Origin of the sequence: Tropicimonas sp., assembly GCF_047971885.1 — a bacterium.
Classification (GTDB): Bacteria; Pseudomonadota; Alphaproteobacteria; order Rhodobacterales; family Rhodobacteraceae; genus Tropicimonas.
This window is the reverse complement of record NZ_JBKEAE010000041.1, coordinates 1-23,984: the sequence shown is the minus strand read 5'-3', so window position 1 is coordinate 23,984 and position 23,984 is coordinate 1. Positions and strand designations below refer to the sequence as shown.

General features: G+C 64.8%; 20 protein-coding genes, 1 tRNA gene and 1 other RNA gene. 17 read left to right on the top strand and 5 right to left on the bottom strand.

The features are described 5' to 3' along the window. Positions 1–6: 6 nt before the first annotated feature. Positions 7–807 carry an N-formylglutamate deformylase gene (gene hutG, locus ACK5IR_RS05060; RefSeq protein ID WP_416926553.1) on the top strand — a complete coding sequence of 267 codons (801 nt, stop codon included), beginning with the start codon at positions 7–9 and terminating at the stop codon, positions 805–807. A 116-nt stretch (positions 808–923) separates the two neighbouring features. Here hutG and ACK5IR_RS05055 read toward each other — a convergent pair whose 3' ends face one another. Further along, positions 924–1,553, bottom strand: coding sequence for a hypothetical protein (locus ACK5IR_RS05055; RefSeq protein WP_416926551.1), 630 nt, complete (start codon positions 1,551–1,553; stop codon positions 924–926). Positions 1,554–1,748: 195 nt separating this feature from the next. On the opposite strand from ACK5IR_RS05055, the gene hutU reads away from it, so the two are divergent. From hutU to ACK5IR_RS05035, 4 genes are read left to right on the top strand one after another with little or no spacing between them, the layout of a single operon-like run. Next, positions 1,749–3,416: a urocanate hydratase gene (gene hutU / locus ACK5IR_RS05050; RefSeq protein WP_416926549.1), complete on the top strand. Its 1,668-nt coding sequence runs from the start codon at positions 1,749–1,751 to the stop codon at positions 3,414–3,416. Between the two features lie 25 nt (positions 3,417–3,441). Then, complete coding sequence (locus ACK5IR_RS05045) at positions 3,442–4,527, top strand: TRAP transporter substrate-binding protein (RefSeq protein ID WP_416926547.1); 1,086 nt, start codon at positions 3,442–3,444, stop codon at positions 4,525–4,527. Positions 4,528–4,580: 53 nt separating this feature from the next. Continuing rightward, positions 4,581–5,078: a TRAP transporter small permease subunit gene (locus tag ACK5IR_RS05040; protein WP_416926545.1), complete on the top strand. Its 498-nt coding sequence runs from the start codon at positions 4,581–4,583 to the stop codon at positions 5,076–5,078. Beyond that, positions 5,075–6,625 carry a TRAP transporter large permease gene (locus tag ACK5IR_RS05035; protein WP_416926543.1) on the top strand — a complete coding sequence of 517 codons (1,551 nt, stop codon included), beginning with the start codon at positions 5,075–5,077 and terminating at the stop codon, positions 6,623–6,625. Before ACK5IR_RS05040 ends, ACK5IR_RS05035 begins: the two co-directional genes overlap by 4 nt. Positions 6,626–6,694: 69 nt before the next feature. Here the strand turns inward: ACK5IR_RS05035 and ACK5IR_RS05030 are convergent, their stop codons facing one another. Together ACK5IR_RS05030 and ssrA are read right to left on the bottom strand one after the other, a co-directional pair. Next, positions 6,695–9,193, bottom strand: coding sequence for a membrane-bound PQQ-dependent dehydrogenase, glucose/quinate/shikimate family (locus tag ACK5IR_RS05030; protein WP_416926541.1), 2,499 nt, complete (start codon positions 9,191–9,193; stop codon positions 6,695–6,697). A 137-nt stretch (positions 9,194–9,330) separates the two neighbouring features. Beyond that, positions 9,331–9,678, bottom strand: a transfer-messenger RNA (tmRNA) gene (ssrA, locus tag ACK5IR_RS05025). 69 nt (positions 9,679–9,747) lie between these two features. Here ssrA and mbfA point away from each other — a divergent pair. The 3 genes from mbfA to ACK5IR_RS05010 all read left to right on the top strand — a co-directional run bounded on the left by mbfA (position 9,748) and on the right by ACK5IR_RS05010 (position 12,339). Continuing rightward, positions 9,748–10,725 (top strand): iron exporter MbfA, encoded by a 978-nt coding sequence (mbfA, locus tag ACK5IR_RS05020; RefSeq protein ID WP_416926539.1) that lies wholly within the window; start codon positions 9,748–9,750, stop codon positions 10,723–10,725. Between the two features lie 73 nt (positions 10,726–10,798). Next, the gene (locus tag ACK5IR_RS05015; RefSeq protein WP_416926537.1) at positions 10,799–11,305 is read left to right on the top strand and encodes a DinB family protein; all 507 of its coding nucleotides are present in this window, start codon (positions 10,799–10,801) and stop codon (positions 11,303–11,305) included. 47 nt (positions 11,306–11,352) lie between these two features. Further along, complete coding sequence (locus ACK5IR_RS05010; protein ID WP_416926535.1) at positions 11,353–12,339, top strand: oxidoreductase; 987 nt, start codon at positions 11,353–11,355, stop codon at positions 12,337–12,339. Positions 12,340–12,373: 34 nt separating this feature from the next. Here the strand turns inward: ACK5IR_RS05010 and ACK5IR_RS05005 are convergent, their stop codons facing one another. Beyond that, positions 12,374–12,700 (bottom strand): DMT family transporter, encoded by a 327-nt coding sequence (locus ACK5IR_RS05005; RefSeq protein ID WP_416926533.1) that lies wholly within the window; start codon positions 12,698–12,700, stop codon positions 12,374–12,376. Positions 12,701–12,859: 159 nt separating this feature from the next. Between ACK5IR_RS05005 and ACK5IR_RS05000 the strand changes: the two genes are divergently transcribed. The 7 genes from ACK5IR_RS05000 to ACK5IR_RS04970 all read left to right on the top strand — a co-directional run bounded on the left by ACK5IR_RS05000 (position 12,860) and on the right by ACK5IR_RS04970 (position 20,231). Beyond that, complete coding sequence (locus ACK5IR_RS05000) at positions 12,860–14,086, top strand: aminotransferase class V-fold PLP-dependent enzyme (protein ID WP_416926531.1); 1,227 nt, start codon at positions 12,860–12,862, stop codon at positions 14,084–14,086. 106 nt (positions 14,087–14,192) lie between these two features. After that, positions 14,193–14,636, top strand: a complete 444-nt coding sequence (locus ACK5IR_RS04995; protein ID WP_416926529.1) for a TrgA family protein — start codon at positions 14,193–14,195, stop codon at positions 14,634–14,636. Positions 14,637–14,656: 20 nt separating this feature from the next. Further along, positions 14,657–15,781 carry an NUDIX domain-containing protein gene (locus tag ACK5IR_RS04990; RefSeq protein WP_416926527.1) on the top strand — a complete coding sequence of 375 codons (1,125 nt, stop codon included), beginning with the start codon at positions 14,657–14,659 and terminating at the stop codon, positions 15,779–15,781. Between the two features lie 53 nt (positions 15,782–15,834). After that, positions 15,835–16,869 (top strand): cysteine synthase A, encoded by a 1,035-nt coding sequence (locus ACK5IR_RS04985; RefSeq protein ID WP_416926525.1) that lies wholly within the window; start codon positions 15,835–15,837, stop codon positions 16,867–16,869. Continuing rightward, complete coding sequence (locus ACK5IR_RS04980; protein ID WP_416926523.1) at positions 16,866–19,325, top strand: DUF3772 domain-containing protein; 2,460 nt, start codon at positions 16,866–16,868, stop codon at positions 19,323–19,325. The genes ACK5IR_RS04985 and ACK5IR_RS04980 overlap by 4 nt, the downstream gene beginning before the upstream one ends. After that, positions 19,322–20,041, top strand: coding sequence for an alanyl-tRNA editing protein (locus ACK5IR_RS04975; RefSeq protein ID WP_416926521.1), 720 nt, complete (start codon positions 19,322–19,324; stop codon positions 20,039–20,041). Before ACK5IR_RS04980 ends, ACK5IR_RS04975 begins: the two co-directional genes overlap by 4 nt. Before the next feature lie 100 nt (positions 20,042–20,141). After that, a tRNA-Ser gene (locus ACK5IR_RS04970) sits at positions 20,142–20,231 on the top strand. A 301-nt stretch (positions 20,232–20,532) separates the two neighbouring features. Here ACK5IR_RS04970 and ACK5IR_RS04965 read toward each other — a convergent pair. After that, a complete protein-coding gene (locus tag ACK5IR_RS04965; protein WP_416926519.1) occupies positions 20,533–21,030 on the bottom strand; it encodes a very short patch repair endonuclease in 498 nt (165 codons plus the stop codon). A gap of 67 nt (positions 21,031–21,097) precedes the next feature. Here ACK5IR_RS04965 and ACK5IR_RS04960 point away from each other — a divergent pair, with 67 nt between their 5' ends. Then, positions 21,098–22,630, top strand: a complete 1,533-nt coding sequence (locus ACK5IR_RS04960) for a DNA cytosine methyltransferase (RefSeq protein WP_416926517.1) — start codon at positions 21,098–21,100, stop codon at positions 22,628–22,630. A 107-nt stretch (positions 22,631–22,737) separates the two neighbouring features. Further along, a partial coding sequence (locus tag ACK5IR_RS04955; RefSeq protein WP_416926515.1) for a Z1 domain-containing protein occupies positions 22,738–23,984 on the top strand: 1,247 nt, incomplete at its 3' end.

Here is a 23,984-nt window from a genome sequence, read left to right as displayed (position 1 = left end):
TTCCCGATGAACCCTGTCGAGATCGCCCGTGGCGACAGCCCGGTCATTCTGGGCCTTCCTCATACCGGTACCTTTCTGCCCGACGGCATGCGCGCCCGCCTGAACGACAGGGGGCGCGAACTGGCCGATACCGACTGGCACATCGAACGGCTGTATGACGGGCTGCCGGGTGGTGCGAGCACGGTGCGCGCGACCTTCCACCGCTATGTGATCGACGCCAACCGCGACCCGGCGGGCGAAAGCCTCTATCCCGGGCAGAACACCACCGCTCTGGTGCCGCTGAGCGATTTCGACGGGGTGGAGATCTGGTCGGAACCGCCCGATGCGGACGAGGTTGCACGGCGCACCCGCGACTGGCACGCACCCTATCACGCCGCCCTGCGCGCCGAGGTCGGGCGGGTGCGCGCGGCGCACGGGGTGGCGATCCTTTACGATTGTCATTCGATCCGCTCGCACATTCCGTTTCTGTTCGACGGCAGGCTGCCCGATTTCAACATCGGCACCGACAATGGCGCCACCTGCGCCGCCGCTGTCGAAACTGCCGTCGCGCGAATTTGCGCAGGCGCCGAAGGTTACACGTCGGTGTGCAACGGGCGGTTCCGGGGCGGCTGGACGACCCGCCATTACGGGCGCCCGTCCGAAGGCGTGCACGCGATCCAGATGGAACTGGCGCAGTCCACCTATCTGACGGCCGAATCCGCGCCCTGGACCTATGACAGCGCCGCCGCCGGGCGCCTGCGGGTGTATCTGGGCGAAATCCTCACCACGCTGGCGAAACTGGCGCCGGGCTTGCGGGGCGATGGATGAGCGCGCCGGCTAAATCCGGGCGGGCACAAAGGAAACGGAGCCCGGCCGAAGGCGGCGGGGCTCCGTTCTCTCCTGTCGGGCGGGGTGGCGGGAGGCGTATTCCCGCCGTGCCGTTCTCAGGCCTTCCGGCGGCTCTTGCGCCGCGCCGCGCCGAGCATGAGCAGCGCGCCGGCGAACAGCGGCGCCGTCGCCGGCAGCGGAACCGCTGCGGTGTTTCCGGCGTCGAAGGTCAGGTTGTCGATGGCATAGGCGTAGTTGTCCTGGCTCTGAAAGACATCGAGCCTCGCAATGCCGGTCGCCGAAAAGGAGACGGTCTGGAAAGCGCTGCCGCCATTACCCGAGAGGGTTTCAAGCAGCGTACCGCTCTGGTCGTATGCTTCGAACCGCGTGTAGTCGCCCCATCCGGCGTGCAGGAAGGACAGGCTGCCCACCGGTCCGGCGAAGGTCATGCGCAGCAGATCGGCACGGTTGGCATCGGAGATGGTGGTGCCGCTCACCAGATTGAAAAGGGCGAAGCTGGAGGTATAGTCGTTGTTGAGCGCCGCCGGGCCGACACTGGCGCCATTCTCGAACAGTTCGAAGGTGACGCCGAGCGAAGCATACTGGGTATCGACATCGACGTTGTTGTGGGGCACGCCGCCGCCGGGGAACGACTCGAAGTCGATCGTCACGGGCAGGGCGAAGGCGGGCGCTGCAAGGAACACAGCGGCAAGACCCGCCGCAAGCGATTTGAACATGTTTCTCATGCTGAAAATTCTCCGAGTGGATTACGTTGGGTAAACAAACACAACCGGCGAGCGATCTCACCGTACGTCAACCCGAGTAACTTGAGCCAGATCGAACAGAAACTCAAGTCAGAATACCCTACTCCGCGAAAGAAAATGCAATGATGGTTAACGTCTGGCCGGTGCCGACGAACACCCGCTGAAGAGGTAGATGAAATGACCAACACCCGCCACAACCTGCGCGATGTCTTCCCGCCGACCGGCCCCGCGATCAGCGCGAAAAGCTGGCTGACCGAGGCGCCGATGCGGATGCTGATGAACAACCTGCATCCCGACGTGGCGGAGAACCCGCATGAACTGGTGGTCTATGGCGGCATCGGACGGGCGGCGCGAAGCTGGGAGGATTTCGACCTGATCGTCGCGGCGCTGAAGGAACTCGAGGCCGACCAGACGCTGCTGGTGCAGTCGGGCAAGCCGGTGGGCGTGTTCCGCACCCATGCCGATGCGCCGCGCGTGCTGATCGCCAATTCCAACCTTGTGCCCCATTGGGCGACCTGGGAACATTTCAACGAACTCGATCGTAAGGGCCTGATGATGTACGGCCAGATGACCGCCGGATCGTGGATCTATATCGGCAGTCAGGGCATCGTTCAGGGCACCTACGAGACCTTCATGGAAGCCGGGCGCCAGCATTACGGCGGCGACCTGTCCGGCCGCTGGATCCTGACCGCCGGTCTGGGCGGCATGGGCGGGGCGCAGCCGCTGGCGGCGGTAATGGCCGGGGCTTGCTGTCTGGCGGTCGAATGCGACGAGACCCGCGCCGATTTTCGCCTTCGTACCAGATACGTGGACGAGAAAACGCATTCGCTGGATGAAGCGCTGGAACTGATCGCGCGCTGGACCGCCGCCGGCGAGGCGAAATCGGTGGCGCTGATCGCCAACGCCGCCGATGTCTATCCCGAACTGGTCCGGCGCGGCGTGCGCCCCGATATCGTGACCGACCAGACCAGCGCCCACGATCCGGTTTACGGCTACCTGCCGCGGGGCTGGTCGGTCGCCGACTGGCGCGCGCGGCAGGAGAGCGACCCGGCCGCCGTCGGGGCTGCGGCGCGCGCCTCGATCCGGGTGCAGGTGGCGGCGATGGTCGATTTCTGCAACGCCGGCATTCCCACGGTCGATTATGGCAATAACATCCGGCAGGTGGCGCTGGAGGAGGGGCTGGACGACGCATTCGCCTTTCCCGGATTCGTGCCGGCCTATATCCGCCCGCTTTTCTGCCGGGGCATCGGCCCGTTCCGCTGGGCGGCGCTTTCGGGCGACCCCGAGGATATCTACCGGACAGACCGCAGGGTAAAGGAACTGGTCGACGACCCGCACCTTCACAACTGGCTCGACATGGCGCGCGAGCGGATCGCGTTCCAGGGGCTGCCGGCCCGCATCTGCTGGGTGGGGCTGGGGGTGCGCGACAGGCTCGGTCTGGCGTTCAACGAGATGGTGCGCACCGGCGAATTGTCGGCGCCCATCGTGATCGGGCGCGATCACCTCGATTCCGGTTCGGTCGCCAGCCCCAACCGCGAGACCGAGGCGATGCGCGACGGCTCTGACGCCGTTTCCGACTGGCCGCTGCTGAATGCGCTGCTCAACACGGCAAGTGGCGCCACATGGGTCAGCCTGCATCACGGCGGCGGTGTCGGCATGGGCTTCAGCCAGCATGCCGGAATGGTGATCTGCTGCGATGGCAGCAGAGATGCCGACAGGCGCCTCGAACGTGTGCTGTGGAACGATCCGGCGACCGGGGTGATGCGGCATGCCGATGCGGGTTACGATATTGCGCTTGACTGTGCCCGCGAGCACGGCCTGACATTGCCCGGAATACTGGGATAACAACAACCTGACAGGGAGTATCGAGATGAAGAGACGCAATTTTCTCGCCACCGGCGCGTTCGGTGCGGCGGCAACCGCGCTGGCGGCCCCTGCTATCGCGCAGGATGTGATGCGCTGGAAGATGGTCACCGCATGGCCCAAGAACCTGCCGGGGCCGGGGGTGGCGGCGCAGATGCTGGCCGACCGGATCACCACGCTGTCGGGCGGCCGGATCGAGGTGCAGCTCCATGCCGCCGGCGAGCTTGTGCCGGGCAACGGCGTATTCGATGCGGTTTCGGAGGGGACGGCCGAGCTCTATCACGCGGTTCCGTCCTACTGGGGCTCCAAGTCCAAGGGCATTTTGCTGTTCTGCTCGCAGCCTTTCGGGCTGAGGGCGGACGAGCAGTTCGGCTGGCTGGCGCATGGCGGCGGGCAGGCGCTTTATGACGAGATGTATGCGCGCTTCGGGCTCAAGCCCTTCCTGTGCGGCAATTCCGGCCCGCAGATGGCCGGCTGGTTCCGCAACGAGATCAATTCGGTCGATGACCTGAAGGGGCTGAAATACCGCACCACCGGGCTCGCCTCGGAAATGGCGTCGAAACTGGGCATGGCCTCGCAGGCGATGGGCGGCGGCGACATGTTCCAGGCGTTGCAGACCGGCGCGCTGGATGCGGGCGAGTTCATCGGGCCGTGGTCCGACAGCGCGCTCGGCTTCTATCAGGTGGCGAAGTTCTACTACTGGCCCGGGGTGGGCGAGCCGTCGTCGGCCGAGGAATGCGCGGTCAACGCCGAGGTCTTCAACAACCTGCCCGACGATCTGCAACAGGCGGTCGCGCTGGCCTGCGAAAGTCTCTACAACCCGGTCTGGACCGAATATACCACCAAACATGCCCAGTCGTTGCAGATGATGATCGACGAGCACGATGTGCAACTGCGCAGGCTGCCCGAAGACGTGATCACGGCGATGGGCAAGGCGGCGGCCGAGGTGATCGACGAGTTGCGCCAGAGTGACGACGAACTGGTACGCAACATCACCGAGAGCTTCCTGTCCTATCGCGACCATGTCGGCCGCTACATGACCTATGCCGACAACGGCCAGATGAACGCGCGCGCCGCGGTTCTGGGCTACTGACCCGACTGGCTGGCGCGGGCTGATCCGCGCCGGCCGCCAATGCCGAGGGGCGCATGGAACGACTTGCCGATCTTCTGGATGCGATCAACCGCGCCCTGGCCCGCGTGGTGCGCTGGTTCGTGCTGCTGATGGTGCTGATCCAGTTCGGGATCGTCATCGGGCGCTATGTCTTCGGCGTCAATTCGATCGCCGCGCAGGAAAGCGTGCTATACCTGCATGGTGCGTTCTTCATGCTGGGGGCGGGCTATACGCTGCTGGTCGATCAGCATGTGCGGGTCGATATCTTCTACGCGCGCCTGTCGACCGACGGCCGGCGGCGCATCGACATCTTCGGCCATCTGTTCCTGCTGCTGCCGTCGATGGCGGCGCTGCTCTACTGGTCGTGGCCGTCGGTCCGGAACTCGTGGAAAATCCTCGAAGGGCCGATTTCAGTTGGCGGGATCGAGGCGGTGTTCCTGCTGAAATCGCTGATCCCGGCCTTCTGCATCCTGGTGATGATGCAGTCGGTGGCGATCCTGATCCGGCTTGTCGCAAGGCGCCCCGTCGCATGACCGAATATCTCGACGTTCTCATGTTCGCCGCGCTGATGGGCGGCATTCTGCTGGGTTTTCCGGTGGCCTTCACCATTGCCGGCGTGGCGGTGATCTTCGCCTATACCGGCTGGGCGCTGGGGGTGATGAACATTTCGCTCCTCGGCGCGCTGGGGCAGCGGGCCTTCGGGCTGCTCAGCAACGATGTGCTGATTGCCATTCCACTGTTCGTCGTCATGGGGGCGGTGCTGGAGAAAAGCCGCATCGCCGAGGATCTGCTCGACACGATGGGGCGCCTGTTCGGCCAGCTTCGCGGCGGCCTGGGGATATCGGTGGTGCTGGTCGGCGCGCTGCTGGCGGCCTCGACCGGGATCGTCGGCGCGACGGTGGTGGCGATGGGCATGATCGCGCTGCCGACCATGCTGCGCACCGGCTACGATCCGCGCGTTTCCTGCGGTATCGTCTGCACCGCCGGGACGCTGGGGCAGATCATCCCGCCCTCGACGCTGCTCATCATCCTGTCGGACGTGATGTCGAACGCCTATCAGCAGGCCCAGTACGAACAGGGCAGGTTCTCGGTCGAGACGATTTCGGTCGGACAGGTGTTCGCCGCGGCGATTGTGCCGGGGCTGATGCTGGTGGTGTTGTATATCCTCTATATCCTGCTGCGCGGCATGCTCCGCCCGGGCGACATGCCGCCTGCGCCGGCCGATGGCAGAAAGGTGACCATGGCCGAGATCGCCGCCGCCATCCTGCCGCCGGTCATCCTGATCTTCGCCGTGCTTGGCGCGATCCTTGGCGGTATCGCCACCCCGACCGAGGCGGCATCGGTCGGGGCGATCGGCGCGCTGCTGATGGCGGCGCTGCGCACCGGGCGGAACAGGCGGCTCATCCTGACCGGGATGGTGGCGTTCGGCGTGCTGGCGATCGCCGCCGGGCTCTATCCGGTCCGCTTCCAGCGCAGCGACCTGTCGCCGGCCGATATCGCACGCGGTCTTGCCTATGTGTCGCTGGCGCTGGTCGGCGCGGCGGCGGTATTTGCCGCGCTGCGTGGCATGATCCGCGGGGGCATCATTCAGGGTGCGCTCGATTCCACGCTGACGATGACAGCGATGATCTTTGCCACGATCCTCGCCGCCAGTTTCTTTTCGCTGGTCTTCATCGGTCTGGGAGGGGAGGAGCGCGTATCGGCCATTCTGGAGCAGATGCCGGGGGGCGCGACGGGTGCGCTCGTCTTCAGCATGCTGTTCATCTTCGGGCTGGGATTTTTCCTCGATTTCGTCGAGATATCGGTGATCGTGCTGCCGCTGGTTACACCGGCACTGATCCTGATGGGGCACGATCCGATCTGGCTGGGCGTGCTTATCGCGATCAACCTTCAGACCAGCTTCCTGACGCCGCCGTTCGGATTTTCGCTGTTCTACCTGCGCGGGGTGGCGCCCGCCGGGGTGACCACGGGCCAGATCTATGCCGGCGTCGCCCCCTTCATCGTCATCCAGGCCATCGGTGTCCTGCTGGTCTGGAACCTGCCGGTGCTGGCGACCTGGCTGCCGGCGGCGATTTTCTGATCCGTCCCGAACGGAACGCGCCGGGCCGATGTCCGGCGCTGGCCCCCCGGGGCGGCGTTCGTCGCCCGGTCAGTTGCCCCCGAGCGCATAGGCGATCAGGTAATCGCCCCGATCCGGGCTGAGCCGTGCCCCCGCAGCCGAAACCACGATCACCTGCCGCCCGTTCCGGTCGAGATAGGTGATCGGCACGGACTGGCTGCCGACCGGCAGGGCGTCTTTCCAGACGACTTGGCCGGTCTCGGTGTCGATGGCGCGCAGGAAGTAGTCCTGCGTTCCGGCGAAGAAGCTGAGGCCGGGCCGTGTCGTCAGCAGCCCGCCCAGCGTCGGCATGCCGGGATAGAGCGGCAGGCGGGTCTTGATCCCGAAGGGGCCGACCTCGCGCGTGGTGCCCATCGGGACCTGCCAGCGGATTTGGCGGCTTGCCAGATCGATTGCCGTCACCGTGCCGTAGGGCGGTTCGAAACAGGGGGTCAGCAAGTATTTCAGCGTGTTGTAGCCGATCTTGATCTGATAGGGCGTGCCCTGCATCGGACCCGCCTCGGTGACGGTACCTGCGTCGAGGCCCTGCGCTTGCTCCTGCGGGATCAACTGGCTGCGGCTCTGCCAGCGCAAATCGTTGAGCACCAGCAGGTTGCGGCTCTGATCGAACGAGGCGCTGCCCCAGTTGAACCCGCCGGTGTTGCCCGGGAATTCGAAGTACGGTTCGGTCGAGGGCGGGGTCAACAGACCGTCCCACCGGGTTTTCGCATTGCGGATGCGGCAATAAAGATGATCGAGCGGTGTCATGCCCCAGGCGCGGCTTCCCTTCATCATGGCAGGGTCGGTTCCGATCTGCGGCATGCCGACCGAATAGGGCTGGGTCGGCGCGTAGCGCTCGCCCTCGGCGTCGCCCTGCGGCGCCGGACGCTCCTCGACCTCGGTCAGGGGCGTGCCGTTGCGGCGGTCAAGCACGAAGATCTGGCCCCGCTTGGTCAGTTGCACAAGCGCCGGAACCGTGCTGCCATCGGGTTGTGGAAACTCCACCAGCGCCGGTTGGGACGGAACGTCGTAGTCCCAGAGGTCGTGCCGGACAGTCTGGAAGTGCCAGACTTCCCTGCCCGTATCGAGATCGACCGCCACCACCGAAGAACTGTATTCGTCGTCCCTTTCGCTGCGCGCACCACCCCAGTAGTCGGGGCTCGGGTTGCCGGTGGGCAGATAGACCATGTTCAGGTCGGCGTCATAGGAGGGCGGCGCCCAGACATTGGGCGTGCCCAGGGTATAGGTCTCTCCCTCGGGTGGCAGCTTGTCGATGTCGGGGTTTCCCGAATCCCAGGCCCAGGAAAGCTCGCCCGTCAGCGCGTCGTAGGCGCGGACCACGCCCGGCGCCTCGTCCGTGGACTGATTGTCCTTGACCCAGCCGCCGACGACGATCCTGTCGCCGGCCAGAACCGCGCCGGTTGTCGGCATGTACTGGCCCGGTGGGTAGTCACCCATGCCCTGTCGCAGATCGACGACACCGCCATCGCCGAATCCGTCGCAAGCTGTGCCGTCCGCCGCCCTGACGGCAATCAGGCGCCCGTCGGCGGTTGCCATGACGATACGCGGGCCGCAATCCGCGCCGGCGGAACCGGGCGCTGCCATCCCGGCACCGGCGGATTCCGGGCTGATGAAGGCGGGCGGCACCGCCTCGGGCGCCCGGCCCGCGCCACTGAAGGGTGGCGCCGGCGGGATGACCGGGGCAGGGGCGCTGCTGGCGGCCCTTTCGGGCAGGGCTGCCGGGTCCACATAGGCGAGCGAGCGGCAACGCATCCAGACGGGGGCCGCCGCCTCGGGGTCGAACCGCCATTTCAGCGCGCCGGTGGTGCCGTCAAACGCCGAGACGACATTGTTGTAGGCACAGTGATAAAGTGTCCCATCGGCGAAGATGGGCGTGTTCTGATCCTCGTTGGCCAGGCGGGCATCGGGCACCTGCCCGTGACGGGCGGTCCAGACGACTTCGAGCTTTCCGATATTGTCCCTGGTGATCTGATCGAGCGGCGAATAGCGTACGCCCTCGCCGGTGCGACCGTATTCGCGCCACTCGTCGCCCATCGCCAGCGTCCGGGCGGTCTCGGCGCCCGGGGTGACAGCCATGTCGTTGCGGACGATGCCGTGGGGAAAGAACATGGCGGCAATGAATGCGGCAAGAACTGCCGCACCAAGCGCGCCGGTTGCACGTGTCCACAGCCGAACCCGGCGGGTGACGGCCGGATCCGGCAGCAACGGCGCCGAAAACAGGACCGCGATGGCGATTGCCAGCGGGGTGGCCATGCGCGGCACCCAGGCCCAGAAGCGCTGGCCGGCCTCGAAACATGTCCAGCCGAAGGTGAAGACGAGCAGCGCAAGAAAAATGTAGATACTGTCGAGCCGCCCCTTCCACATCTGCCAGCCAGAAGCGAGCAAGCCGATGCCGGCGATCACGTAATACCACGTTCCCCCAAGCATGAGCAGGTAGATGCCGCCGGTCAGCAGGTAGGCCCCCATGACCAGCAGAACGGCGGCCAGAAGCCGAAGCCACCAATGCATGCCCGTTGTCGGTTTCGGCATTGCAGGTCCCTCCCGATTGTGTCGCGCCGACTCCCAGCGTATTCACCCGGATCGCCCGCGTCACCCGGTCTGTGCGCGACAATTTGCGGTTGTGCCGTGCCAGAGACGGAAAAAAGATCGCGCAGCTTTGGACGAGAAGTGCAGGCTTCTGTTGCCAGGTGCCTGCGAACCCCGCCAGACGCTGCTAGGCGGCTGGGCTTGGATTTCGGTTTGGCTACTGCTTACGCAGCAACGGCCACCGGAGCACGATTGTCGTTGGCAATTATGCTTTTTGGACCGGTAACGGTGGTACCTCACCGAGCGAAAGCAAACCCCTTTAGACGTCCGTCGATCCTGTTTCGGCCCCATGGTCCCCCAACGAGGGACGTGGTGGAGCCGCCGGGTACCGCCCCCGGGTCCGATCCGCTTATTACGAGCGCGTTTATCGCCATAGTTCCCGAGGGAACGAACCGAATCTATGACGATCCGGCCGGTAATTCAAGCTGCAAGGCGGCTTGAGCCTGCGCGCAATTGCACTAATATAGAATTATTCTAAACTAATGCAGTGCGGAGACATGAGACCCCTTCTTTCCAACCGGTTGCGCTTCGATACCCTGTCGGAGGCGGAAATCCTTGCGCTGGCGATCTCTTCGGAGGAGGATGACAGCCGGATCTACCGCAACTTTGCCAGCCGGTTGCGGGCCGACTATCCGGCGACATCGGCGATGTTCATGGACATGGCGGCCGAGGAAGACCGCCATCGCCAGAGCCTGATCGCGCTTTACCGGATCCGCTTCGGTCCGACGATACCGCTGATCCGCCGCGCCCATGTTTCCGGATTCTACGACCGCAAGCCGGAATGGCTGCTCGAAAACCTGCCCATGTCGCGTGTGCGCGAAATTGTCGGTGAAATGGAGGCCGAGGCGCGCATCTTCTACGAAAAGGCCGCCGCGCGGGTGAGCGATGCGGAGTTGCGCCGGCTTCTGGGCGATCTGGCCGCCGCCGAGGCAGGCCACGAGCGGCGCGCCGGAGAACTGGCTGCCGAGCATCTGACCGAGGAGGCGATCGCGGCCGAGGACCAGAACGAGCACCGGCAGTTCCTGCTGACCTGGGTGCAGCCGGGGCTTGCCGGGCTGATGGATGGCTCGGTTTCCACCCTTGCGCCGATCTTTGCCGCAGCGTTCGCCACCGGCGATACCTGGAACACGTTTCTGGTCGGGCTGGCGGCCTCGGTGGGGGCGGGAATCTCCATGGGCTTCACCGAGGCGGCCTCGGACGATGGCGAGCTTTCGGGGCGCGGCAGCCCGGTCAAGCGTGGAATCGCCTCGGGTGTGATGACCACGGTCGGCGGGCTCGGTCATGCGCTGCCCTATCTCATCCCGCATTTCTGGACGGCGACGATCATCGCGGTGATCGTCGTTTTCTGCGAGCTATGGGCGATCGCGTGGATTCAGAACCGCTACATGAACACGCCGTTCTGGCGTGCGACGTTGCAGGTCGTCGTCGGCGGCGGGCTTGTTCTGGCGGCGGGTGTTCTTATCGGCAGCCAATAGCGCCGGGCGATTGACAGTGCGCAGCCGTTGCGCCGACACTCGCCGCAGCGGATGGGCCGGAAGGGGCGGGCGGATGATATCGGTTGAATACGTTCGCCTGATGGCGCGCTACAACAGATGGCAGAACGGTGCCGTTGCCGCCGCGGCCGAGACACTGGACGACGACGCGCTGTTCACCGACCGCGGCGCGTTCTTCGGCTCGATCATGGGGACGCTCAATCACCTGCTGTGGGGCGACCGGGTGTGGATGTCGCGTCTGGCCGGATGGGACCGGCCCGGGTGCGGGATCGCGGGCAGTGCGGAATTGTATCCGACCCTTGCCGCATGGAAGGCCGACAGGCTGCGTACGGACGGGCATCTCGTGCTCTGGGCCGGGCGCATGAAGCCATCGGCGCTCAGGGGCGATCTTTCGTGGTTCTCCGGCTCGACCGGGCGCACGATCACCCGCCCGGTTGCAACCTGCGTCGCGCACATGTTCAATCACCAGACCCACCACCGCGGGCAGATCCATGCGATGCTGACCGCTGCGGGGGCCGGAACGGCCGACACCGATCTGGTGTTCATGCCGGACGAGGCCTGATGTACCGGCCGCATGGTGCGGCCGGCAGCCAACAAGGGAGAACCGCCATGCGCGCAGTGCTGGTCGAGAAGGCAGAAGACGGAACCACCCATGCCCGCGTCACCGAGATCGACGAGGATATGCTGCCGCCCGGTGACGTGACGGTGCGGGTCGAATACTCGACGCTGAACTACAAGGACGGGCTGGTACTCGGCCCCGGGGCGGGGCTGGTGAAGACCTATCCGCACGTGCCCGGCATCGATTTCACCGGTACGGTCGAGGTATCCGACGATCCGCGCTATTCGCCGGGCGACAAGGTGATCCTGACCGGCTGGCGCGTGGGCGAGATTCACTGGGGCGGCTACGCCGAAAAGGCCCGCGTCAAGGCCGACTGGCTGGTTCCGCTGCCCGACGGTCTGACCACCCGGCGGGCGATGGAGGTGGGAACCGCCGGCCTGACGTCGATGCTGGCGGTCATCGCGCTGGAACGGCAAGGCATGAAAAAGGACCAGGGCGATGTGCTGGTCACCGGTGCGACCGGCGGCGTGGGCTCGGTTGCCGTGGCGATCCTCTCCAACCTCGGATACGAGGTGACCGGCGTCACCGGGCGACCCGAACAGGCGCAATATCTCGCCTCGCTCGGCGCGGCCAAGATCGTGCTGCGCGACAAGATCAACAAGGTGATCGACCGACCGCTGGAGCGCGAAACCTGGGCGGGCTGTGTCGATGCGGTCGGCGGCGAGATGCTGGCGCGGATCCTCGGGCAGATGAACTACGGCGCCTCGGTCGCGGCGATCGGACTGGCGGGCGGCCAGCTGGTGCCTGCCAGCGTCGTTCCGTTCCTGCTGCGGGCGGTGAACCTGCTCGGGATCGATTCGGTGCACCAGCCCTATGCCAACCGTGTCGAGGCGTGGAAGCGGGTTGTCACCGATCTTCCTTTCGACAAGCTCGAAGGCATGACCGTCGATGCAACGCTCGACGATCTGCCGCGGCTCGGTGCCGAAATCCTGCAGGGCAAGGTCCGGGGCAGGGTGGTGGTCGACGTCAACGGCTGAGCGCCGGCGAAACCCGGCTGGCGCGCGCGGCGGTCTAGGTACCGCCCGCTTCGGACACTTTCATCAAAGCGATCCCGGCCAGTATCAGCGCTGCCGCCGCAAGCCGGGCCGGTGTGGCGGATTCGCCCAGCACGACAACGCCGACGATGAACGCACCGACGGTGCCGATGCCGGTCCACACCGCATAGGCGGTTCCGAGCGGCAGCACCCGCATGGCTGCCGACAGCAGGGCAAAGCTGGCGATCATCGCAACCAGCGTGATCGCGGTGGGGACGGGCAGGGAAAATCCGCCGGATTTCTTCATGAAGAATGCCCAGACGATTTCGAGAAAACCGGCAAGAACGAGGTAAAGCCAGGGCACGGTGGACCCTCCTGAATACATGACCGGGCCGTCCCGTGGCGAAGCAGGGGGCAGGTCGTCCTGCCCGCGGCCAGTTACAGGGGTTCAGCCTGGCCGGTCAACCGGTACGCGGGTGTCCGGCGCTTGCCAATCGCCCTGGCCTGCGCTCTAGATTGCGCCATGAAACTCGATGTGGAATTCGCCCGGGCCCAGTTCCCGGCCTTCGCCGAACCCTCGCTCGAGGGGTGGGCGTTCTTCGAAAACGCGGGTGGCTCCTATACCTGCGGGCAGGTGATCGACCGGCTGGATCGCTACTACCGCCAGCGCAAGGTCCAGCCCTATGCGCCCTATCCGGCCTCGGAGGCGGCGGGTGCCGAGATGGACGAGGCGCGCCGCAGGCTGGCGGCGATTCTGGGGGTCGAGACCGACGAGGTGAGTTTCGGCCCGTCGACATCGCAGAACACCTTCGTGCTGGCCAATGCGGTGCGGCGCTGGCTTGCGCCGGGCGATGCCATCGTGGTGACCAATCAGGACCACGAGGCCAATTCCGGCCCGTGGCGGCGGCTGGCGGACGAGGGGGTCGAGGTTCGTGAATGGCGGATCGACCCGGCGAGCGGGCATCTGGACCCCGAAGCGCTTGCGCCGCTGCTTGATGACGGCAAGGTCCGGCTTGTCTGTTTCCCGCATTGCTCGAACGTGGTGGGCGAAATCAACGATGTTGCCGCCATCACCGCCGATGCCCATGCCGCCGGTGCCTTTGTCTGTGTCGACGGTGTGTCCTACGCGCCGCACGGGTTGCCGGATGTGGGCGATCTCGGCCCCGATGTCTACCTGTTTTCCAGCTACAAGACCTATGGGCCGCATCAGGGGATCATGGTCATCCGTCGTCAGTTCGGCTTCGAGCTTCCCAATCAGGCGCATTTTTTCAACGGCGATGTGCTCTGCAAGCGGTTCACGCCCGCCGGGCCGGACCATGCGCAGGTTGCGGCCTCGGCCGGGATGGCCGATTATCTCGACGCGCTTGCCGCCCGCCACGGGATTTCCACTGACGATCCGGCGGCAAGCGGCAGGGCGGTGCACGACCTGATGCGGGCGCATGAAATCGCGCTGATGCGGCCGCTGCTCGACTATCTGGAAAACCGTAACGATCTGCGGCTGCTCGGCCCGGTGCGGGCCGAGGCACGGGCGCCGACAATCGCGCTGGATATCGGTCGCAACGCGGCATGGATCGCGCGTGCGCTGGCCGCGCATGGTATCATGGCCGGCGGCGGAGATTTCTACGCCGTCCGCCCGCTGGAGGCGATGGGCGTCAACCCCGACAACGGCGTACTGCGCCTGAGCTTCGTGCACTACACCACCGAAGCCGAGATCGAGCGGCTGATCGGAGCGCTCGACCGCGTTCTGTAGTGGCTTTGGACGGTGGGCGGGGCGGCCGGAAACGCAATCTTCACGGAATTGTGCTGGAGTTTGCGCCGCGGTCGCGGGGATCGCGGATTGTATCGCGGGATATGCCATGCCCACCGGCGCCAGGCTTGTTGCCGCCATCGGTTTTGCACTTGTCGCTTTGCTCGGCTCGGAAGTCTTCAAACCGCTTCTGCCCGAGGGGGCGCGGGTTGGGCTGTTCGGCCCGGCCAATGCGCTGATCGGCATTTTCTGTGGCTGGGGCATCGTCGGGCGCAATGCGGGCAGGGGGGCAGGCGCCGCGGCGGGGCTGGGGGTGCGTGCCGTCGCGGTGACGGTTTTCTACTGCCTGCTGCTCTGGTCCTCGTACGAAATGCTGCAACATTCGATTCGCCTGCGCTATCGTGGCCCGGTGGAGGCGCTGATTGCGATGATGCAGATGGTTGCCGACTATTTCCTCCTGATGATAAGCCAGCCGCAGGTTCCGGCGGTGCTTTTGTCGGGCGGGGTTCTTGCGGCCCTGCTGGCCGAGTGGGCGTCGAAACGGTTTTCCTGAACCCGCCCGGGGACAAAGGCATGGATGCACTATTTCTCTATGGAACGCTCCGCCACGAGGCGTTGCGCGACATCGTGACCGGCTCCGCCGCTGGCGGGGCGCCTGTGCCGGCGCGGCTGCCGGGCCACGCGGTCCGCTGGGCGATGGGCGAGAACTTTCCGCTGATCGTCGAGGCGGAAGGCAGGGAAGCGGCGGGCCTGCTGCTCGAGGATGTCGCGCCCGGGGCGCGGGCGCGGCTGGACTATTACGAGGACAGTTTCGGGTATCGTCTGCGTCCGGTCCGGGTGATTGCGGCCACCGGCCCGGTCGATGCGCAGATGTATGTGCCGCCCGAGAACGGATACCTGCCCGGCGAGCCGTGGAACCTCGACGAATGGGCCGCGCGCTGGGGCGCACTGACCTGCCTGACGGCCGAGGAGATCCTGGCCGATATGGACCGTCGCCCCGCCTCGGAGGTGGCGGGCCGGTTCGGGCCGCTTCACGCCCGCGCGCAGGCCCGGCTGAACGCGCGGAAATCCGCCCCGACCACCCTGCGACGCAAGGCGGGCCCCGGCGATGTCCGGCTCAGGCGGCGCGCGCTGGCCTATTCGCGCTTCTTCACGGTCGAGGAATACGATTTCAGCCACCGCAAGTTCTCGGGCGAGCACGGCGACGAGATTAACCGCAGCACCTTCGTTTCGGCCGATGCGGTGACCGTGCTGCCCTATGACCCGGTGCGCGACAGGGTGCTGCTGGTCGAACAGTTCCGCGCCGGCCCCTATGCGCGCGGCGATTCCCAGCCCTGGATGCTGGAGGCGATCGCCGGGCGGATCGATGGCGGGGAGACCCCCGAGCAGACCGCCCGCCGCGAGGCGATCGAGGAATCTGGCCTGACGCTGCGCGACCTGCATCTGGTCGTGCAGTATTACCCGACACCGGGGGCCAAGTCGGAATACCTGTTCGGATATCTGGCAACCGCCGACCTGCCCGACAACGCCGCCACCGACGGCGGCCTGGAAAGCGAGGGCGAGGATATCCGCAGCCACGTCATCCCGTTCGCGCAGGCCATGGACCTGGTGAAAAGCGGCGAGATCAACGTCGGCCCGCTCATCATCCTGCTGCTTTATCTCGACCGGATGCGCGAGACTCTGCGCAGCTCCGGTTGACACCGCAACCCCCTCGGCTAGCAAGAGCACGATCTTGCCAGAGGAGCGCTGACATGGACATCAGGACCGACCTTGCCGCAACCGTTGGCAACACCCCGCTGATCCGGCTGCGGGCGGCCAGCGAGGCGACGGGCTGCGAGGTTCTCGGCAAGGCCGAATTCATGAATCCCGGCCAGTCGGTCAAGGATCGCGCCGCGCTGTCGATCATCCGCGACGCGGTGGCGCGGGGCATGCTGCGCCCGGGCGGAACCATTGTCGAGGGAACGGCGGGAAACACCGGGATCGGGCTGGCGCTTGTCGGCGCATCGCTGGGGTTCCGCACGGTGATCGTGATCCCCGAGACCCAGAGTCAGGAAAAGAAGGACATGCTGCGTCTCGCCGGTGCGCAACTGGTCGAGGTTCCGGCCGTGCCCTATCGCAACCCCGATAACTTCGTGCGCTATTCCGGGCGTCTGGCGGCCGAACTGGACCGGACCGAACCGAACGGTGCCGTCTGGGCGAACCAGTTCGACAATACCGCCAACCGCAGGGCGCATTTCGAGACCACAGGCCCCGAGATCTGGGCCCAGACCGACGGCCGGGTCGACGGCTTCATCTGCGCCGTCGGCTCGGGCGGCACGCTGGCCGGTGTCGCCGGGGCGCTGCAACCGAAGGGCGTGAAGATCGGTCTGGCCGATCCGGAGGGTGCCGCGCTCTACAGCTATTTCACCACCGGTGAGTTGAAGGCTGAGGGCTCCTCGATCTCCGAGGGTATCGGGCAGGGGCGCATCACCGCCAACCTGGAAGGATTCGGGCCGGATTTCTGTTACCGGATCGCCGATTCCGAGGCGCTGCCGATCCTCTTCGACCTGCTGGAGCACGAGGGGCTGTGCCTTGGCGCCTCATCCGGTGTCAATATCGCCGGCGCGATCCGTCTGGGGCGCGAGATGGGGCCGGGCCATGTGATCGTCACCATGCTGTGCGATTACGGAACCCGCTATACCTCGCGGCTGTTCAACCCCGGATTCCTGCGCGGCAAGGGGCTTCCGGTGCCACGCTGGCTGGAAGACCGTGCGCCCGAACTGCCCGACGTATCTGAGCCGGCATGATGATGAACCGTCTTGCCCCCCTGCTGGTTTCGCTTTTCCTGGCGATTCTGACCTGCTCGACGGCGCTGATCGCACCGACCCCGCTTCTGGCACAATCGGAATCCGCGCTGGCGCTGGACGAACAGGACTACTACGACTGGAACGCCGTCGCGAACCGCGCCGAGGAGGCGCTTGCGGCCGGGCGCGCATCGACGCAGGCGTTCGACTCGCTGCGGCAGGATCTGGTGACCTGGCGGTCGAAGTTTCAGGCCGCCCAGTCGCTGAACGCCGCCCAGATATCGACCCTTCAGGTGCGGATAAAATCGCTTGGGCCAAGACCCAAGGAAGGCGAGATCGAAGGCGAGCAGATTTCGGCGCTGCGCAGCGATCTCGAACGGCAATACTGGGAATTGCGGACCCCGGTGCTTGAGGCCACCGAAGCCTATACCTATGCGGATTCGCTGGTTTCGCAGGTCGACCGGCTGTTGCGGGAACGTCAGCAGCACGAGATCCTCGAACGCGGCCCGATACCGCTCAACCCGGCGCATCTGGAATCGGTCGTCCGGGATTTCAAGAAAATCCGCCGCATACTGGCCACGGAATCGAGCACCGCAACCGACCTGTTGCGGGAGCAGGGAACCTGGTGGGACACCTTCATAGCCTTGCTGGCGGTGCCGGCGATAGCGCTTGTGCTGCTCGTGCGCGGGCGGAACTGGTTTCAGCGGCTGGTGAACTGGATGGTCAGCCGTGGCGGCGGCAGTCATCGCTATCTCGTGGTCGCGATGATCGTTTCGCTCGGTCAGGTCATTCTGCCGGTCACCGGCATCGTTCTGCTGACGGCGGTTCTGATTGCCACGGGTGTTCTGGGGGCAAGCGGCGAGGCGCTTGTCACCCGGACCGTTCCTGCCATGGGGATGGCGTTCTTCACCGCGCGCTGGCTTGGCGGGCAGGTCTTTCCGCGCATGTCGAACTGGCCGACGCCGCTCGACCTGACCAGGAAGGAGCGCGCCCGCGGACGGCTTCTGTCGTCGGCGCTTGGCGTGCTGGTCGCGGTGGCGCTGTCGCTGCGCGAGATCTTCAGCATCTTCCCGCTCGAACCCGGAACCGGCGCGGTGCTGGCCTTCCCGGTGATCGTGCTGTCGGCCATGTGTCTTGCCGCGCTTTCCTATCTGATCATGCTGCACGCGCAGCGATCGTCGGCGCACAAGGCCACCGATCAGAGCGAACCCGATGCCCCGGACGCGCCCGACGAGCGGAGCTTCATCGACCGGATCATGCTGCTGATCGCGCAGGCGGGCATGATCTTTGCGCTGCTGGGCCCGGTGCTGGCGCTGTTCGGCTTCACCCGGGCGGGTATCTACTTCACCGTCGCGCCGATCATGTCGCTCGGTCTGCTTGCCCTCGAAAACTATCTGATGCGGCTGGCGGTCGGTATCTTCGGCCTGTTCTCGCCGGCGGGCAAAAAGGCAACCGACGGCCTGTGGCCGGTACTGATCAACTTCGCCATCTTCGTTGCCTCGCTGCCGCTTCTCGCCATGATCTGGGGCGTCCGGCGCGCGGATATCGCCGAGTTCTGGAACCTGATCCGCGAAGGGGTCGAGATCGGCGGAACGCGGATTTCCCCAGGCACGATACTGATCTTCGCCGCCGTCTTCGGTGTGGTTTATCTTCTGGCGGGGCTGTTCAAGGGCGCGCTGCGAAACTCGATCCTGCCGCGAACGAAACTCGACGAAGGCGCGAAAAACGCCGTTGTCGCGGGGGTGGGCTATCTGGGCGTGTTCCTGGCCGTGCTGGCGGCGATGTCGGCCGCCGGAATCGGCCTGAGCAATCTGGCGATCGTTGCCGGCGCGCTTTCGGTCGGCATCGGTTTCGGGCTTCAGAACATCGTCTCCAATTTCGTGTCCGGCCTGATCATGCTGATCGAGCGGCCGGTGAGCGAGGGCGACTGGGTAGAGGTCGGCGGTGTCATGGGAACGGTGCGCAAGATCGCCGTTCGCGCGACCACGATCGAGACCTTCGACCGCACCGACGTGATCGTTCCCAACTCCGATTTCATCTCGACACAGGTCACCAACTGGACGCATGACAACCTGTCGGGGCGGCTGATACTGCCGGTCGGTGTGGCCTATGGGTCCGACACCCGGAAGGTGGCGGAAATCCTGCAGGAAATCGCCGAGGCGCATCCGCTGGTCATCGTCAATCCGCCGCCGATGATTGCATTCCAGAATTTCGGCGCCGACGCGCTGGAATTCGAAATCCGGGTGATCCTGCGCGACATTACCTTCGGCCTGGCAACCCGGACCGAACTGAACCACCGTATCGCCGAGCGTTTTGCCGAAGAGGGGATCGAGATACCCTTTGCGCAACGCGATATCTGGTTGCGTAATCCCGAGGTGTTGCGCGCGCCCGGCCCGGACCGGCCCGAACCGGTCCCGCCCAATCCCCACCCCCTGCACCCGAATGAGGACAGGCGATGACCGATCTTCTTTACCGCAAGGACTGGTATGCGCGCGAGGCGCAGGGAACGGTGACCGGCCACACGCCCGAAGGCGGCATCATCCTGGATGCCACGATTTTCTATGCGCAGGGCGGGGGGCAGCCCGGCGACGCGGGCGAACTGAACTGGCGCGGTGAAACCGTCGCCATTGAAAATGCTGTGAAGGGGCCGGGTGAGGATGTCGTGCTGTTGCCAGCCGCAGGTGCTCCTCTTCCGCCAGTCGGGGCAGAAGTGCGGCAGCTTCTCGACTGGGACCGGCGCTATCGCCACATGCGCGTTCATACCGGACTGCATCTGTTGTCGGTGGTCATCCCGCTGCCGGTGACGGGCGGTTCCATCGGCGCCGAAAAGGGGCGGCTCGATTTCGACATGCCCGAAGCACCGGAAGATCGTGATGGCCTGCAACTGCGCCTGCAGGAGCTTGTCGATCGCGACCTGCCGGTCACCGAAGAATGGATCACCGATGCCGATCTCGATGCCAACCCCGGGCTGGTGAAAACCATGTCCGTCCGCCCGCCCATGGGGCAGGGCAGGGTGCGCCTGATCCGTATCGGAACCGGCGAGGCCCGGGTCGATCTCCAGCCCTGCGGCGGCACCCACGTCGCCTCGACCGGCGAGATCGGGCGCATTGCGCTCGGCAAGATCGAAAAGAAGGGTGCCCGCAACCGACGGGTTAACCTCCTCCTTGCCGATTGAGCTGACACGTGTCACCCTCGTGCTCGTCCCCGCGCCGCACCGGACCATCGCCGAATAGGCTTGCATGTCTCCCGGCGTTGCGGCTACACCCTCGCCCTACGGAGCGGTGGCCGAGTGGTCGAAGGCGCACGCCTGGAAAGTGTGTAGGCGGGGAACCGTCTCCAGGGTTCGAATCCCTGTCTCTCCGCCACTTGCCCTCGCGAAAGCGTTCTCTCGATCCGGCTGCGGCCGGATTTTTCCGTTGTTTTCGAGGGTTATGCGAGTATGGCTGAGCACTGACCTCAGCGCCAGAAGGTCCGGAAGCGGTCTCTCAGGGCCGATATTCTCTGGACCTCATGACTGCACGGATTTGGTGAATAGCTTGTAACTACACGAAATTTCACGCTTTTCCCGACGCCCCACCTGAACACTTCGATGTCAGTGGCGTTCGTGAAAAGGGACCCGGATCGAACATTCAACAGGCGGATCACAGCCTTGCTGCGCTGGATCAATCAGCGGGAAGAGCCAGCGCCCTCACCTTCTCTTACGTGTGCCGAAGCCTCGTTTTCACCGAGTTCGAGCGTGTCACCTACAGCCACCAGCCATTCTGCAAGACGGTCGGCGGCCACGGAGACCTGCTCGGGCTTACGCAAGGCACACTCCCAAATCGTCGCCACGCGCCAACCCTGATCAAGCAGCGCTCCGCGAACGACGCTGTCCCGTGCAACGTTCGCCGCGAACTTGGCCTGCCAGAACTCCGAGCGCGTTGCGGGCGTGGTGGTGTAGCGGCACCCCTCATGCCGATGCCAGAAGCAGCCGTGCACAAAGACGACGGCGCGATACTTCGGCAGAGCGAGGTCCGGTCGCCCGTGGACCTTCTTTGAATGAAGTCGGAAGCGAAAACCGCACGCGTGCAATGCCCGCCTGAGAGCCAGCTCGGGCTTGGTGTTCTTTCCCCTGATCCCCGACATCATCCGGGAACGGGTCTGCTGGTCCACGATATCGGTCACATCCGTCCTGGTTTTCGTCCCTGAACCTAGTATACACTGGCTGAATGAAATTCGTCAGGAGCCTGATTTGCCTTCCACTTTCGGCATTGTCGATCTGTTTGCCGGTCCAGGCGGGCTTGGCGAGGGATTTTCGTCCCTTGCCAGGGACGGCCATGCGCCGTTCCGGATCGGCATTTCGGTCGAGAAGGAGGCGTCGGCCCATCGGACCCTGACGCTGCGTGCCTTTCTGCGCGAGTACCGTGCACGTCATGGCGTCTTGCCGAAAGAGTTCATCGATTTCCATGCCGGGCTGGCATCCGAACCGGACTGGTCAGCCGTCGATGCCGAAGCGTGGCAGCATGCCGTCGGCGAAGCCCGCGCGCTTGAGCTCGGCACCGGGCCTGCGGCGACCGCCATAGATGGTGCCATCGCGACGCTGAAAGCAAAGTACGACGACACGATCCTGATTGGCGGCCCCCCATGTCAGGCCTATTCCCTTGTGGGGCGCGTCCGTTCCAGAGGCAAGGTCGGCTACGTCCCAGAGGAGGATGCGCGGCACTACCTCTTTCGCGAATACATCCGGGTCCTCGACAAGCTTCGCCCAGCCGCCTTCGTCATGGAAAACGTCAAGGGCATGCTGTCTTCGACGGTCGAGAGTCGGCTGGTCTTCGAGATGCTGATGGAAGACCTGTCCTCGCTCGGTACGGGGCGCGACCATCATTACGAACTGCGTGCCATCCGGGTCGAAGACGGCAAGGCAAGTCTGCGGGAAGCGACACGGCCTTCCGACTTCATCGTACGCTCCGAGGCATTCGGAGTTCCGCAACGACGCCACAGGGTGATCATTGTCGGCATCCGGTCCGATCTTGGAACACGGGCAGCCTATGCAGAGATCGCTGTCTCACCGGGGGCCAGGACGGTCAACGATGTCATAGGCAACATGCCCTCCTTGCGGAGCGGCATCAGCAGAGGGCTCGACGACGCCAAGTCGTGGCGTTGTGAGGTCACCGATGCGGCAAGGCTGCTGGCCGGCATCTACAAGGGGAAGGATGACCGCGCCCTTCGCGAAGCCTTCCGCTATGTCTCACGGCGCATGCAGGAAGCTTCCCCAGAAGTTCGTGCTGCCTCGTGGCTTCCTGACGGCTATGCAACGTCGAACGACGAGTTGCTGCAATGGCTGGAACGGCCGGGCCTGCGCGCGATAGCCCAGCACGAGACGCGCGGGCACATGGCGTCTGATCTCGGCCGCTATCTCTTCGCCGCGGTCTTCGGTAACGTCCATGGTTACAGCCCGAAGGCCGCCGACTTCCCGCTCGCACTCAGCCCCGACCACCGCAATTGGCACAGCGGTGCCTTCAACGACCGCTTCCGGGTTCAATTGGCAGACGAGGCATCGACAACGGTGACGAGTCACATTTCCAAGGACGGGCACTATTTCATCCATCCGGACCCGTTACAGTGCCGCAGCCTGACGGTGCGCGAGGCCGCCCGATTGCAGACCTTTCCGGACGATTACCTTTTTCTGGGCAATCGGACACAGCAGTATGTCCAGGTCGGGAACGCCGTGCCGCCGTTTCTGGCCCGGCAGTTCGGGAGTTTGCTCTACGCGGCCTTGGCTTGAGTGGTTGGGTTAATTCGGTGCGTTCGTCCTGACAGGAATTTCTGCGTTTGACGATGAATTAGTGCAACGCCTAGAAGTAAAAGGTAGTTTCCGCTCAAGAGATTGTCATGCCTTCTCCACAGATCGAGACCTTCGCAACCCAGCTTCGTCAAAGACGTGCGAACTATGGGACCCTTGAAGAGACCGCTGCGGCCTGCCGCCGCGAGATGGAGGGCCTGTTCGGACCCTTTGGCCCAGAGATGGTTGCGAACCTCTCGGCTGCAGTGGAGATCGTGCGTGCCGAGATCCAGGATGTGGAGATTCTTCGTCGCCACTCGATCATTGATGCTCCGGAAGACTGGTATCGCGGACCCGGGGCAAACAGCCATCACTGGACCGCACTGCACGAGTATCTGAAGACAAAGGGCTGGAATCCCGACACGATCGGCTCGTTGGACCGTGCCTCTACGGAGGTGGTCTCGTTGCTGGGCAACCCAAGCAAGGACAAGTTCGCCTCTCGTGGGCTGGTAGTCGGCTATGTGCAATCCGGCAAGACCGCCAACATGACTGCCGTGATGGCGAAGGCAGTCGATGCCGGTTACAACATGATCATCGTCTTGGGCGGCGTGACCAACAAACTGCGCAAGCAGACCCAAGATCGCTTCGAGAAGGATGTGCTTCGTCACCGCACTCTCTGGCAACTCTATACCACGAGTGACCCGGCGGGCGATTTTGTCCAGCCCGCGAACGGTGGTTTCGTCATGCCAGCGGAAGGTCATGCCCAGCTGATCGTGATGAAAAAGGAGGGAAGTCGGCTCAAGCAATTGCGGCGCACGATTGCTCGCACGCCCGCTGTGGTCCTGCGGGAGCTCAAGGTGCTCCTGATTGACGATGAATGCGATCAGGCCTCAGTGAATTCGGCGCGCGGCGAGTTCGACATGACGCGGATCAACGCAGAGATACGGCAAGTCTTGGCTGCGCTGCCGGCTGTCACTTATGTCGGTTACACTGCGACCCCTTTCGCAAACGTCTTCATCAACCCCTATCCCTACGGGAACGACGAAGATCTGGACGATCTCTACCCACGAGACTTCATCACGGCGCTGGAGCGGCCAATTGGCTATTTCGGGGCCCGCGAGGTGTTCGGGAGCGACAGCGCCGAGGCAGATGCCGAAGAGCGCGACATGATCCGCATTCTCCATAAGGACGATCCGGATCGTCTGCGGCCGACTTCCCCGAAATACAAGGAGAGCTTCCATCCCGAGATGACCCGCAGTCTGGAGGATGCGATCCTCTGGTTCCTCGCCAGCTGTGCAATACGCCGTTCGCGTGGACAGGAAGGCGAGCACATGTCGATGCTGGTCCATTCTTCGCA

Bases quoted from the DNA above. Each gene is read 5' to 3' on its own strand.
- hutG (WP_416926553.1), top strand. From the start codon at position 7: ATGAACCCTGTCGAGATCGCCCGTGGCGACAGCCCGGTCATTCTGGGC.
- ACK5IR_RS05055 (WP_416926551.1), bottom strand. From the start codon at position 1,553: ATGAGAAACATGTTCAAATCGCTTGCGGCGGGTCTTGCCGCTGTGTTC.
- hutU (WP_416926549.1), top strand. From the start codon at position 1,749: ATGACCAACACCCGCCACAACCTGCGCGATGTCTTCCCGCCGACCGGC.
- ACK5IR_RS05045 (WP_416926547.1), top strand. From the start codon at position 3,442: ATGAAGAGACGCAATTTTCTCGCCACCGGCGCGTTCGGTGCGGCGGCA.
- ACK5IR_RS05040 (WP_416926545.1), top strand. From the start codon at position 4,581: ATGGAACGACTTGCCGATCTTCTGGATGCGATCAACCGCGCCCTGGCC.
- ACK5IR_RS05035 (WP_416926543.1), top strand. From the start codon at position 5,075: ATGACCGAATATCTCGACGTTCTCATGTTCGCCGCGCTGATGGGCGGC.
- ACK5IR_RS05030 (WP_416926541.1), bottom strand. From the start codon at position 9,193: ATGCCGAAACCGACAACGGGCATGCATTGGTGGCTTCGGCTTCTGGCC.
- mbfA (WP_416926539.1), top strand. From the start codon at position 9,748: ATGAGACCCCTTCTTTCCAACCGGTTGCGCTTCGATACCCTGTCGGAG.
- ACK5IR_RS05015 (WP_416926537.1), top strand. From the start codon at position 10,799: ATGATATCGGTTGAATACGTTCGCCTGATGGCGCGCTACAACAGATGG.
- ACK5IR_RS05010 (WP_416926535.1), top strand. From the start codon at position 11,353: ATGCGCGCAGTGCTGGTCGAGAAGGCAGAAGACGGAACCACCCATGCC.
- ACK5IR_RS05000 (WP_416926531.1), top strand. From the start codon at position 12,860: ATGAAACTCGATGTGGAATTCGCCCGGGCCCAGTTCCCGGCCTTCGCC.
- ACK5IR_RS04995 (WP_416926529.1), top strand. From the start codon at position 14,193: ATGCCCACCGGCGCCAGGCTTGTTGCCGCCATCGGTTTTGCACTTGTC.
- ACK5IR_RS04990 (WP_416926527.1), top strand. From the start codon at position 14,657: ATGGATGCACTATTTCTCTATGGAACGCTCCGCCACGAGGCGTTGCGC.
- ACK5IR_RS04985 (WP_416926525.1), top strand. From the start codon at position 15,835: ATGGACATCAGGACCGACCTTGCCGCAACCGTTGGCAACACCCCGCTG.
- ACK5IR_RS04980 (WP_416926523.1), top strand. From the start codon at position 16,866: ATGATGATGAACCGTCTTGCCCCCCTGCTGGTTTCGCTTTTCCTGGCG.
- ACK5IR_RS04975 (WP_416926521.1), top strand. From the start codon at position 19,322: ATGACCGATCTTCTTTACCGCAAGGACTGGTATGCGCGCGAGGCGCAG.